Source organism: Pseudodesulfovibrio portus (assembly GCF_026000375.1).
In the GTDB taxonomy this organism is placed as follows: Bacteria; Desulfobacterota; Desulfovibrionia; order Desulfovibrionales; family Desulfovibrionaceae; genus Pseudodesulfovibrio; species Pseudodesulfovibrio portus.
This window is the reverse complement of record NZ_AP026708.1, coordinates 863,244-875,683: the sequence shown is the minus strand read 5'-3', so window position 1 is coordinate 875,683 and position 12,440 is coordinate 863,244. Positions and strand designations below refer to the sequence as shown.

General features: G+C 60.9%; 12 protein-coding genes and 1 tRNA gene. 11 read left to right on the top strand and 2 right to left on the bottom strand.

Annotated elements, in window-relative coordinates; genetic code table 11:
• The first annotated feature begins 12 nt into the window (after positions 1-12).
• The 3 genes from OO730_RS04315 (at position 13) to OO730_RS04305 (ending at position 2,310) form a co-directional block, all read left to right on the top strand.
• A complete protein-coding gene (locus OO730_RS04315; RefSeq protein ID WP_264983346.1) occupies positions 13-702 on the top strand; it encodes a DVU0298 family protein in 690 nt (229 codons plus the stop codon).
• Between the two features lie 112 nt (positions 703-814).
• Positions 815-1,273: a MarR family winged helix-turn-helix transcriptional regulator gene (locus OO730_RS04310; protein WP_264983345.1), complete on the top strand. Its 459-nt coding sequence runs from the start codon at positions 815-817 to the stop codon at positions 1,271-1,273.
• Positions 1,274-1,302: 29 nt separating this feature from the next.
• Positions 1,303-2,310 carry a methyltransferase domain-containing protein gene (locus OO730_RS04305; protein WP_264983343.1) on the top strand — a complete coding sequence of 336 codons (1,008 nt, stop codon included), beginning with the start codon at positions 1,303-1,305 and terminating at the stop codon, positions 2,308-2,310.
• Positions 2,311-2,467: 157 nt separating this feature from the next.
• Here OO730_RS04305 and OO730_RS04300 read toward each other — a convergent pair whose 3' ends face one another.
• A complete protein-coding gene (locus OO730_RS04300; protein ID WP_323373378.1) occupies positions 2,468-3,238 on the bottom strand; it encodes a methyltransferase domain-containing protein in 771 nt (256 codons plus the stop codon).
• Positions 3,239-3,640: 402 nt separating this feature from the next.
• Between OO730_RS04300 and OO730_RS04295 the strand changes: the two genes are divergently transcribed.
• From OO730_RS04295 to OO730_RS04260, 8 genes are all read left to right on the top strand, one after another.
• A tRNA-Val gene (locus OO730_RS04295) sits at positions 3,641-3,715 on the top strand.
• Positions 3,716-3,799: 84 nt separating this feature from the next.
• Positions 3,800-5,737 carry a threonine--tRNA ligase gene (gene thrS / locus OO730_RS04290; RefSeq protein ID WP_264983342.1) on the top strand — a complete coding sequence of 646 codons (1,938 nt, stop codon included), beginning with the start codon at positions 3,800-3,802 and terminating at the stop codon, positions 5,735-5,737.
• Positions 5,721-6,266: a translation initiation factor IF-3 gene (gene infC, locus OO730_RS04285; protein ID WP_264984121.1), complete on the top strand. Its 546-nt coding sequence runs from the start codon at positions 5,721-5,723 to the stop codon at positions 6,264-6,266. Before thrS ends, infC begins: the two co-directional genes overlap by 17 nt.
• Positions 6,267-6,317: 51 nt before the next feature.
• Positions 6,318-6,515, top strand: a complete 198-nt coding sequence (gene rpmI, locus OO730_RS04280) for a 50S ribosomal protein L35 (protein WP_229594756.1) — start codon at positions 6,318-6,320, stop codon at positions 6,513-6,515.
• A 170-nt stretch (positions 6,516-6,685) separates the two neighbouring features.
• Positions 6,686-7,039, top strand: a complete 354-nt coding sequence (gene rplT / locus OO730_RS04275; protein WP_264983341.1) for a 50S ribosomal protein L20 — start codon at positions 6,686-6,688, stop codon at positions 7,037-7,039.
• 3 nt (positions 7,040-7,042) lie between these two features.
• Positions 7,043-8,095 carry a phenylalanine--tRNA ligase subunit alpha gene (gene pheS, locus OO730_RS04270; protein ID WP_407681907.1) on the top strand — a complete coding sequence of 351 codons (1,053 nt, stop codon included), beginning with the start codon at positions 7,043-7,045 and terminating at the stop codon, positions 8,093-8,095.
• A 78-nt stretch (positions 8,096-8,173) separates the two neighbouring features.
• Complete coding sequence (gene pheT, locus OO730_RS04265; RefSeq protein ID WP_264983340.1) at positions 8,174-10,573, top strand: phenylalanine--tRNA ligase subunit beta; 2,400 nt, start codon at positions 8,174-8,176, stop codon at positions 10,571-10,573.
• Positions 10,574-10,694: 121 nt separating this feature from the next.
• Positions 10,695-11,003, top strand: coding sequence for a MerR family transcriptional regulator (locus tag OO730_RS04260; protein ID WP_264983339.1), 309 nt, complete (start codon positions 10,695-10,697; stop codon positions 11,001-11,003).
• 30 nt (positions 11,004-11,033) lie between these two features.
• Here OO730_RS04260 and OO730_RS04255 read toward each other — a convergent pair whose 3' ends face one another.
• A complete protein-coding gene (locus OO730_RS04255) occupies positions 11,034-12,440 on the bottom strand; it encodes a FliI/YscN family ATPase (RefSeq protein WP_264983338.1) in 1,407 nt (468 codons plus the stop codon).

Sequence of the window (12,440 nt, the reverse complement as noted above, 5' to 3'; positions counted from 1 at the left end):
CAAGGAGCTACCATGTCCCGTTTCCGCAGAACGAAAAAACAGGTCCGCGAAATACTTTCCGCTTCCGACTGGCGGGACAGGCTCGACGAACTCGAGGCCTGTCGTCCCGGTGATCTGGTCGCGCCCCTGCTCAACCTCCGTCTGGACAAGGCCGAGGAGGTGCGTTGGCGTTCGGTCACGGCCTTTGGCCTGACCGCCGACCGTCTTGCCCGCGCGTCCATGGAAAAGGCGCGTGTGCTCATGCGCACGCTCATGTGGTACATGAACGAGGAGTCCGGCAACCTGGGCTGGGGAATTCCCCATTTCATGGCCGAGGCCATGGTGCGCAACGATCGCGTGGCCAAGGAATTCCACAAGATACTGTCTTCCTACATTTTCTGCGACGAGAAGTGCGACGGCAACTTCCTGGACCATCCGGAATTGCGCCGCGACGTCTACTGGGGCCTGGCCCGGTTGGCGGGCGCGCGCCCTGAACTGGTCGCCCCCAGCGAACGCTTCCTGATTGCAGGGCTGGACGACGAGGACGCGCACAACCGCGCCTACGCGGCCTGGACCCTGGGCCTGATCAAGGCGCGGGCGGCCAAGCCCGGGCTGGAGGCCCTCAGGGACGACGGGAACGAAATCCGCACCTTTCGGGACGGCGAAATCGTCGACCTGACGGTAGGGGATTTGGCGCGTGAAGCGTTGGAGCGGATGGGCTGAAGCCTTGATTCTCCGTATGGGAAGACAAGCCGCCTGAAGGGCGGCTTCTTTGTTGCATCGAAAAGTTGTTTAGTTGCTTGACTAATTGGTTTAGCTGCTATACTAATAGGTCATGAAAATTACACCGGAAATGCAACGCCTTTTCTCAAGTTTAGGGTTTGTTCTGGAAAAATATGTCCGAGTGAGCAAGTCCCCCCTGACGGTCGCCCCCGATGAAACGCTTTTCCCTGCTGAAATTCATGCCGTCAGTTGGGTGGCGAAAAACGGACCGGTCGGGGTCACGGAACTGGGCGATGCCTTCGGCACCACCAAGGGGGCCTCGTCTCAGATGGTGGGCAAACTGGCGGAGCGGGGATTTGTCCAAAAGGAGCCTGACCCGGAGAAACGTTCAAGAATGTTGGTGACGGTGACGGAAAAGGGGCGGATGGCCCATGAGAGGCACATGGAGTTCCACATGGATCATGACAGGGACTTTCTGCAATACCTGGCGGCCTTGGACACTGAGCGGTTTGGAGTGATTGAGGGATTCTGTAGGCAGATGCATGTCTGGATGGATTCCTATCTGGAATGACTCGAACAATCAGTACAAGGAGGTTGCAGATGCAAACCCCGAAAAGCGATTTTTCCTTTGTTGAGACGATGCTGATGCAGGGCGTGGGTTTCAGCGCCATTATGGACAGCGCCCGCATGGGGCTGTTCGATTCCCTGGAGCAGGGGCCGCTGACCGCTGCGGCGGTGGCCGGGAAACTCGGCCTTGAGGAAGAACCGACCGAGGCGCTGCTGGAGCTGCTCGCCGGTATGCAGTTGGTGGTGTCCGGTCCGACCGGTTACGCCAATTCACTGGTTGCCGGTGAACACCTGGTCTCCACGTCTCCCTTTTACCAGGGCAAGGCGCTGGAATTACAATCGCGGTTCAACGATTTTGTGACGCTGAATCTCGGGAGGTTGTTGCGGGGCGAGTCCGACATGCGCGAGGAAGTGGACGACGGATGGGGTTCCGAGGACTCCATGACCGGAACGCTCCAGCATGCGCGTCTGGGCGGGCTGCAGGACACCTTGGCCCTGGTTCGGACGCTGCCCGATCTGAATGAGTCCGGGATGTTGTGCGATATCGGCGGCAACCATGGTGAGCTCTCCATGTCCCTGCTGGAAAATTACCCGGGCATGACCGGGGAATTGCTGGACCTGCCCCACGTGGCCGAGGCCGTGGGCGGACGGATAGAGAAACGTGAACTGGGCGGACGTCTGAAGCCCGTGGGTATGGATTTGCGCCTTGAACGGTTGGGTGCGGATCGTTATGACCTTGCCCTGGCCTCCCATGTCCTCTACGGGTTTGTGGATGACCTGGAGGGAGTCGCTCGGATGTTGTACGAATCCCTGAAGCCGGGGGGCTGGTTCGTTTCCCATCACTTGAACGTTGCCGGGGACCTGGACCCGAACTATACCGCCGTGGTGCAGTTCATTACCCGGGTCAGCGGCTACAAGTCGCATTTCATAGGGAAGGATCACTTGGAGGGCGCATTGCTGAAAGCGGGCTTCACGGACATCCTGTCCTGCCCGGCGGGCAAGCGTCGCAAAGGACTGCTGATGGCCGGACGAAAGGCCTGATGCGCACAGGCAGAGAAGCATCCATGGCGGGGCCCTGCACGCGGCTTCGCAGGACGACCGGGAAGGACTGCGGCCATTGAGTCGTGGCTGGTGATGTCCGAAGAAGACGGCCCGATCCGCATGAGCGGGCCGGGCCGATTTTGCGATTCGCTGAGATTTATTCCTTTTTGCCTGCTTTCATTTTAAGTGTTTCCGCCACTGTGACGGCTTTTTTGCGGACAGTGGAGAAGGAACTGGGAACGATAGGGTGGGCGGCCAGGGCCGCTATGTCCGCCAGGAAGTTCGGCGTGTTCAGTCGGTAGGACTCAAGATAGCCACCCGCAGGCGTGGGGTCATAGTCCTCGGGGTCTCGGTCTTTTTCCAGCAGCAGCACGAAGGCGTGGGCCAGAAAGAGGTTGTAGATCGGCTTGATATCCACGGGCATGACGATGTCGATGGGCTGGTAGTTGGATTTCGTCTCCGGCGGTGGGAGGCGCAGTGTTTTGATTTCTTTTCGTTTTTCCAGATGGCTGAGGTCGGGGTTGCCTGCAATCTGCGGCAGCATGGAGATCACGTTGAATCCGGCGACGAAGCCGATGTCGATCCAGCTTTTGAGAGTGTACCATCGGATGTGGCTGTAATCCCAGGTTCCACCCGAAACGTAGGGGAAGTCGCCCGATAACAGACGGTAGATGGTTTCCCAGCATTGGACGTTGGGGGTCTGGACGACGAGCTTGCCGCCGGGGGCCAGATATTTGCTGAACTTCTTGAGCACATACCAGGGATCGTAGGTGTGCTCCATAGACATGGGGGCGAGGATGTAATTGAAGAATCCCTCGTATTCCTCCTCGAGCCAGGCGTCGTGTTTGTTGAGGTCGATGAGCCAGGTCTTGTCCAGCAGGTCATCAACCCTCTCTATGGCAGTAGGGTTGATCTCGACACCATATATGCCTTTGCATTGCTTGTCTCGGCGCAGGCCGAGCAGGAGGGATGCGTTCCCGAAGCCATATTAAAGTATATTGGTCGATCCGGGCTCAACGAACCGGGCTATTTCGTGACGATAGTTCCCACTGTTCAGCCGGGTGTCCACAATGGCGTCGATCCGTTGGGCTTTAGACAATTCGGGCATCGTTGAGAATCCTTATTGGCTGTGGTGAGAAATGATGAAGAAAATTAGCATGCTTCGATAAACAATGTCCGGATTGCCTGCCTGTTTTCATGGTGGGGACAGGCTGGAATCCTCTTTCGGGGATAGTCAGTTTGCCCGGCAGTGAAAAAAACTAAAAAACTCTCACCTCGTGCTTGACAACCAACCGGGGTCCATATAGTTATTCACTCCGCTTCGACGAGAAGGCGCGTAGCTCAGGGGGAGAGCATTTGCTTGACGTGCAAAGGGTCGTGGGTTCAAATCCCTCCGCGCCTACCAGAACATCCCCGGAAGGGAGGCCAAGTGGCCTCCCTTTCATTCTTTAGTGGTCCCGGCATGTTGGCGGGATGAAGGAGTAACAAAGTGCAGATCGAAGTCGCTGGCAACCAGGTTGAATTGGCCGACGGTGCAAGTTGCGCCGACGCCCTTCAAGAGGGCCTGTCCAAGAAGCAGTTCAAGAAGGCCGTGGCCGCCCGGTGCGGCGACACCGTCCTGGACCTGTCCGCAACCGTCACCGACACCTGCACTGCCATCGAGCCCGTCTTCGAGGATTCCGAAGAGGGGCTGGACATCATCCGTCACTCTGCGGCCCACCTCATGGCCGAGGCCGTCAAGAAGCTCTTTCCCACCGCCAGGGTGACCATCGGCCCGGCCATCAAGGACGGGTTCTACTACGATTTCGATTACGAGCGCCCGTTCACGCCCGAGGACCTGGAAGCCATCGAGAAGGAAATGCTCTCCTCGGTGGGCGCGAACAAGGAGTTCGCCCGTTCCGTCATGTGCAAGGCCGACGCCGTGAAGCTCTTCGAGTCCATGGGCGAGGACTACAAGCCCGAGATCATGGACGACCTGGGCGGCGACGATTTCTCCGTCTACACCCACGGCGAGTTCGCCGACCTGTGCCGCGGCCCGCACGTGGCCCGCACCGGTCAGATCAAGGCCTTCAAGCTCCTGTCCGTGGCCGGGGCCTACTGGCGCGGCGACGAGAAGAACAAGCAGCTCCAGCGCATCTACGGCACGGCCTGGAACGATCCCAAGGCGCTCAAGAAGCACCTGGCCCGTTTGGAAGAGGCCAAGAAGCGCGACCACCGCAAGCTCGGCAAGCAGCTCGACCTGTTCTCCTTCTCCGACGAGATCGGCCCGGGCATGTCTCTGTGGCACCCGCGCGGCATGCTGCTGCGGGCCATCCTCGAGGACTTCGAGCGCAAGGAACACCTCAAGCGCGGCTACAATCTCGTGCAGGGTCCGCTGATCCTCAAGCGCGAGCTGTGGGAGAAGTCCGGCCACTACGACAATTACCGCGAAAACATGTATTTCACGGAGATCGACGACCAGGCCTACGGCATCAAGCCCATGAACTGCCTGGCGCACATGATCATCTATAAAAGAAAGATCATGAGCTACCGCGACCTGCCTCAGCGCTACTTCGAGCTGGGCGTGGTCCACCGCCATGAGAAATCCGGCGTGCTGCACGGGTTGATGCGCGTGCGCACCTTCACCCAGGACGACGCGCACCTGATCTGCCGCCCCGACCAGGTGGAGGAGGAAATCCTCGACCTGATCAAGTTCTACCAGGACATCTACGCCCTGTTCGACTACGAGTTCGACGTGGAGCTGTCCACCCGCCCCGAGAAGTCCATCGGCTCCGACGAGGACTGGGAGGTGGCCACCGAGGGACTGCGCCAGGCGCTGGACAAATCCGGCATGGCCTATCAGATCAACGAGGGCGACGGAGCCTTCTACGGTCCCAAGATCGACTTCCACCTGCGCGATTCCATCGGCCGTTCCTGGCAGTGCGGCACGATCCAGGTGGATTTCACCTTGCCAGAGCGCTTTGACATAGTATATGTCGGCGAGGACGGTGAAAGGCACCGGCCGGTCATGATCCATCGCGCCATGCTCGGCTCCATCGAACGCTTCATCGGCGTCTTGACGGAGCACTGTGCAGGTGCGTATCCTGTTTGGCTGGCCCCGGTGCAGGCGCGTCTGCTGAACGTGACCGACGCGCAGCTTGATTTCATGAAGAAAGCCGAGGCTTTCTTCCTTGCCAGGGGCATCCGTATCGACGCGGATAACCGCAACGAGAAACTTGGATACAAGATACGGGAAGCTCAGGTTGAGAAAATTCCGTTTATGTTGGTAATCGGTGATAAAGAGGTTGATGCCGGGTGTGTCAATATCCGTTTTCGCGACGGAGATGACCCCGGGATGGTGACACTGGAAGAGGCCGCGCAGCTCATTTTGGATGCTGCAAGGGCTCCTTTCGAAGCAGGAGGAATGAGCTATAGCTTTTCGGGGTAACGATCGCCGGGGTCAGAGACGAGATGACGTCCGGCGTAACGAGAGGATTCGCATCCCCAAGGTGCGTGTAGTGGACGACGACGGCGAACAGCTGGGAGTCATGGTGACTCGTGACGCACTGGATCGTGCGCGCGAGAAGGGTCTCGATCTCGTGGAGGTCGCGCCCAACGCCGACCCGCCGGTTTGCAAGATCATGGATTATGGTAAGTTCAAGTACCAGCAGCAGAAGAAGCTGCAGGAAGCCAAGAAGAAACAGACCGTCATCAAGATCAAGGAAGTCAAGTTCCGGCCCAAAACCGATGAGCACGATTACCAGACCAAGCTCAAAAAGATAGTTAAATTCCTGGATGACGGTGACCGCTGCAAGGTGACCATCTTCTTCCGGGGTCGCGAGATCGTCCACAAGGACCGCGGGCTCATGATGCTCGATAGGGTCGTGGAGGATACGCAGGATATAGCAAAAGTCGAGAGCAAGCCCATGTCTGAGGGACGGACCATGACGATGATGCTTGCTCCGGTGAAAAAATAGCCGGTTGTCCGGCTTAAGGGGAACCATCCCCATATCCTAACAGGAGTAATTATGCCCAAGATCAAAACCCGTCGCGCAGCAGCCAAGCGGTTCTCCAAGACCGCGACCGGCAAGTTCAAGCGTCGCCGCAAAAACCTCCGTCACATTCTGACCAAGAAGAATGCGAAGAGGAAGCGTCGCCTGGGCCAGTCCACCACCGTGGACAGTGCCAACATGAAGGCTGTTCGTCGTCAGTTGCCCAACGGTTAGTTTGATCTGATACACGCCCGCCGGCAGCGTATGGAAAGCGGGGCAGCCCCCGCACGCTTGTCCGGCCTGGCTTCAGACCAAGGCCCGTTGATTGTTTCAGTAACCTATAGAATCTGCCTCGCTGGGGGAGTCCGTCCGGCCCGGGAGGTAACAAAGATGGAGGTTTAACCATGAGAGTTAAACGCGGTGTAGCCGCCAAGCGGCGTCACAAAAAGTATTTGAAGATGGCCAAGGGCTATCGCGGAGCGGGCTCCCGCCTGTACCGTACCGCGCGTGAGCGCGTCGAGAAGGCCCTTTGCAATGCATATCGCGATCGCAAGCGCAAGAAGCGCGAATTCCGCAAGCTGTGGATCATGCGCATCAACGCAGCCGCCCGTCTCAACGGCCTGTCCTACAGCCGTCTGATGAACGGCCTGAAGCTGGCCGGCATCGAGCTGAACCGCAAGGTTCTGGCCGACATGGCGGTCCGTGATCCTCAGGTGTTCGCTAAAATCGCAGAGGCCGCAAAAGCCAAAGTGAGCTAAATTGTGAGTAATGAATTGAAGTCCTTCCTGGAAGGACTCGACAGCCTGGCCCAGGATTGCGCATCGCGCAAGGGCCAGGCTTGTTCGTTGAAGGAGCTGGAGGAACTGCGCATCGAGTTCCTGGGCCGCAAGGGCAAGCTGGCCGGTCTCATGGGCCAGCTCGGCAGGCTCGACAACAGCGACAAGCCCGCGGGCGGCAAGAAGGCCAACGAGGTCAAGCAGCGGATCACCGCGCTCATCGACTCCTGGGAGGCCGAGCTCAACGCCGCCGAGGCGAGCCAGGCGCTTTCCAAGTTCGATCCCTCCATGCCGGGCCGCAGGCCCTGGGCAGGTTCCCTGCACCCCGTGACCCTGGTCATGGAGGAAGTCTGCAACGTTCTCACCGGCCTGGGCTTCGAGCACGCGGCCGGACCGGAAGTGGAGAACGACTGGCACAACTTCGAGGCGCTGAACATTCCCCAGGAGCATCCGGCCCGCGACATGCAGGACACCCTGTACGTCTCGGACAACATCGTGCTCAGGACCCACACCTCGGGCATGCAGATCAGGTCCATGCTCAAGCAGCAGCCTCCCGTGGCCGTCATCGCGCCCGGCAAGGTCTACCGCCGCGACTCCGACCTGACCCACACCCCCATGTTCCACCAGATCGAGGGATTGTTGGTCGATCACCACGTGTCCATGGCCGACCTGCGCGGCACCCTGACCATATTCGTGCGCAAGATATTCGGGGCCAAGACCGACGTGCGTTTTCGCCCGAGCTTCTTCCCCTTTACCGAGCCTTCCGCCGAAGTGGACATCTCCTGCGTCATGTGCGGCGGCAAGGGCGAGACCGGCGGCACGACCTGCCGCGTCTGCAAGGGCACGGGCTGGGTCGAGATCTTGGGCTGCGGCATGGTCGATCCCAACGTCTTCAAGTCCGTGGGCTACGACCCGGAAGTCTACACGGGCTTCGCCTTCGGGCTGGGCATCGAGCGCGTTGCCATGCTCAAGTACGGCATCGGCGACCTGCGCATGTTCTTTGAGAACGACGTCCGGTTCCTGGAACAGTTTGCTTAAGATTACTCACGGCCCGGCCTGCTCCGCCGGAGTGCGCCGGGCCGTTTTTCATAACTTTTCACCGATTACGGTAGTGCAATGTTAGTTAGCTTGAATTGGTTGCGGGAGTTCGTTCCCTACGAGGGAGACATTCAGGTGTTGGGCGACAAGCTCACCATGCTCGGTCTCGAACTCGAAGGCATCGACGATCCCTTCGAGGGCATCAAGGATATCGTGGTCGGTTATGTGGTCGAGTGCGAAACGCACCCCGAGTCGGACCATCTTTCGGTCTGCACCGTGGACGTGAACGGTCCCGAGACGTTGACCATCGTGTGCGGCGCTCCCAACGTGGCCAAGGGTCAGAAGGTCCCGGTGGCGCAGGTCGGCACGACCATGCCCGACGGCATGAAGATCAAGAAGGCCAAGCTGCGGGGCGTCAAGTCTTTCGGCATGATCTGCTCCGAGCGCGAGCTGGGCTTCTCCGACGACCACGAGGGCATCTGGGTCCTGGACGACTCCTTCAAGCCCGGCGACAAGCTGGCGGACGTCCTGGGGCTGGAGCGCGTGGTCTTCGACTTCGACATCACGCCCAACCGTGCGGACTGTCTGTCCATCCTCGGTTTCGCCCGCGAGACCGCGCTGGCCTTCGACCTGCCCCTGACCATGCCCGAGCTGAACCTTGTGGAAGCGGGCGGGAATGCGGCCGACGAGATCAAGATTCTTATTGACGACCCCGAACTGTGCCCGCTTTTCAACGGCCGCGTCATCAAGGGAGTGGAGACCCGCAAGGCCCCGGACTGGATGCGTTTCAAGCTCTTGTCCCTGGGCCAGCGTCCCATTTCCAACATCGTCGACGTGACCAACTACGTGATGTTCGAACTGGGCCAGCCCATGCACTCGTATGACCTCGACCTCGTCGAGGACGCGACCCTCCGCGTGGCCCCGGCTCAGGACGGCATGAAGTTCACCACCCTGGACAACGCGGAGCGCGTGCTCACCGCCAACGACCTGCTCATCTGGGACGGCAAGCGGCCCGTGGGGCTGGCCGGCGTCATGGGCGGCGCCAACACCGAGATGCACGCCGGGTCCACGAACGTTCTCCTGGAGGCCGCAGTCTTCCGCCCGGGCACCATCCGAAAGACCGCGCGCCGACTGGCTCTGCCGTCCGACGCATCCTACCGCTTCGAACGAGGCGTGGACCAGCAGCTCAACCGTTTCTGCATAGATCGCGCGGCCCAGCTCATGGCCGAGACCTCGGGCGGCACCGTTTCCAGGGGCGTGGTCACCAACGAGCCCAAGCCGTGGCAGGACCGTTCCCACGGTTACCGCCATGACCGCTGCATGCGGCTGCTCGGCCTTGACCTGGAACCGGATTTCGCCAGGAAGGTCTTTGAGGGCGAGGGATGCACCGTGGACGATTCCGATGCGGCCAACTGGACCGTGAAGTCCCCGTCCCATCGGCTGGACCTGGAGCGCGAGGTGGACCTCTATGAAGAGGTTGGCCGCGTCTACGGCCTGGATCGAATCCCGGCTGTGCTGCCCAAGGTGGCCAAGTCGCTGGAAACCGTGTCCGGCGGCTCCGAGTACGCCTTTCTCCAACGCATCAAGACCTGGGGCGCAGGCGTGGGCCTGAACGAGGCCATCAATTATTCCTTTGTCGGCTCCGACGATCTGGACCGGCTGAACCTGCCCGCAGAGGGGCGCGTGTTCATCGCCAATCCCCTGTCCGCCGACCAGAACGTCATGCGCACCGACCTGGCCCCGGGCCTGCTCAACACGCTCAAGCACAACCTGGCCCAGGGCAACAATCATATCCGCGTCTTCGAGGTGGCCAAGCGGTTCGTGGCCGACAGCGAGTCCGAAACCGAGACCCGCGAGTTCAACCGCCTCGGCATCCTGCTGTACGGCCCGCGCCACGCGCAGGAATGGCCGTGGGGCGATGATGACGCGGACTACCTGGACATCAAGGGGCACGTGGAAAACCTCATCGAGGACAGCCTCAAGCTGGAAATCCCGTCCTTCACCCTGGCCGGGGAGCACGCCTATTGCGAGCCCTGCGTGCAGGTGGCGGTGGGTGAGACCGCGGTCGGATTCATAGGCCGGGTCAAGGCGGATATCGGCGATTATTACCACGCCCGCAAGGATGTCTGGCTGGCCGACCTCGACCTGGACGTTCTTCGCGAACTGGTCGCCGCGCACCGAATCGAGTTTGCGCCGCTGCCGGTCTTCCCGCCCAGTCGTCGCGACGTGACGGTCATCGGGCCCATGACCCTGTCCGCCGCCGCCATCCGCAAGGCCATCCTGGACACCGGGATCGGCATCCTGGAGTCCGTGGAGCTGGTGGCCGAGTTCGTGCCCGAAGGGCAGGAACAGGAGCGCAACCTCTCCTTCCGCCTGACCTACCGTTCGCCCACCAAGACCCTCAAGGACAAGCAGGTGGACAAGGAACACAAGAGGGTCCTCGAAGCACTGGAAAAGAACCTGCCGGTTCATTTCTAGATCGCGTGGACAAACGAATTGGAAGGCCCCGCTCCGACAGGAGCGGGGCCTTTTTTGTTCGAAGACCGGGTTTTCAGGTAAACGTGTTGAAGGCGCTTACTCGATTTGGTAAGCATTCGGGATGGGTGAACTTCAGGATTTCAAAACATACCGCATCGGCGAGGCCGCGCGCCTGCTCGGCGTCAAGACCTACGTGCTCCGGTTCTGGGAAGGGGAATTCGACGAGATCGAGCCCTACCGCACCGAGAGCGGGCAGCGGCTGTATACCGAGGAGAATCTTGAGGTCATCCGCGAGATAAAGCGGCTTCTCTATGACGAGGGGCTGACCATCGAAGGCGCAAAGCGGAAGATGCACTCCAGCGAGAACAGCGACATCCTGCTCGAGATTCGCGACGAACTGCTGGCCATGAAGAAGCTCCTCTCCCGGTAGGGAGGCGGGGCGGCATCCGGCGCGGGCCGTTTAACCCACTTTCATTTTCAGATCGGCTGGGGATTTGGCCATGGTCGGCCCTTTCCTGGGTGCGGCCTGTTGCGGCTGCTGCGGCGACTGCGGCTGCTCGGCTTCCTCTCCCACCAGTTCATGCATGGCGTCGAACGCGCCCTGCAGGGATTCCTGTTCCGATACCAGCTGGCGCAGGAAGCGGTTGATGGGCCCGACCATCTTGATGGCCTTGTCCACCTCGGGGTTGGCGCCCTTCTGGTATGCGCCGATGTTGACCATGTCTTCCACCCGCTTGAAGGTGGCCATGTGCCGGAGCAGGGCGCGGCCGTCGGTCTGGACCTGTTTCGAGGTGATGTCCGAGCGCAGTCGGCTGATGGACTTGAGCACGTCGATGGCCGGGTAGTGGCCGAGGTCGGCCAGCTCGCGGGTGAGCACGATGTGGCCGTCCAGGATGGACCGGGTGGAGTCGGCGATGGGTTCGGTGAAGTCGTCGCCGTCCACGAGCACGGTGTAGATGCCGGTGATGGTCCCCTTGCGGCTCTTGCCCGCCCGTTCCAGGAGCTGGGGCAGGTGGGCGAACACCGATGGGGTGTAGCCGCCGCGGGTGGGCGGTTCCCCTGCGGCCAACCCGACTTCGCGCCCGGCCATGGCGAATCGGGTGACCGAGTCCATCATGAGCAGCACGTCCTTGCCCTGGTCGCGGAAAAATTCGGCTACGGCGGTGGCTGCGTAGGCGGCGCGCATGCGGATGAGCGGACTCTTGTCCGAGGTGGCCACCACCAGCACGCTGCGGGCCATGCCCTCGGGACCGAGGTCCCGTTCCATGAATTCCACCACCTCGCGACCGCGCTCGCCCACCAGGGCGATGACGTTGACGTCCGCCTTGGTGTAACGGGCCATCATGCCCAGGGTCGTGGATTTGCCCACGCCGGAACCGGCCATGATGCCCACGCGCTGGCCCTTGCCCAGGGTGAGCAGGGAGTTGACCGAACGGATGCCCACGTCCAGCGGTTCGTTGATGCGGGGACGTTCCAGCGGGTTGGGCGGTTCCCGGTGCAGGGGGGCGAAGGCTTCCGTGTGGATGGGCCCCTTGCCGTCCAGGGGGTCGCCGAAGGCGTCCACGGCCCGGCCGAGCAGGGCTGAGCCGACCGGCATGTGGGGCGGGGTGGCCGCGTTCTGGATGAGCGAGCCGGGGCCGATGCCGCGCATGTCGGAGTAGGGCATGAACAGGCAGGCGCCGTCGCGGAAGCCGACCACCTCGGCGGGGATGGGGTCTCCGCCCGGAGGCAGCAGATAGCAGACCGATCCGAGCGGGGCCTTGATGCCGTTCCCCTCGGCGATGAGGCCCACCACCTTGGTGACCTTGCCGAAAGTCTGGCAGGGATCGAGCTCTTCGAGCAGGCCGAGCTTCAGGTTGAGAGCCAT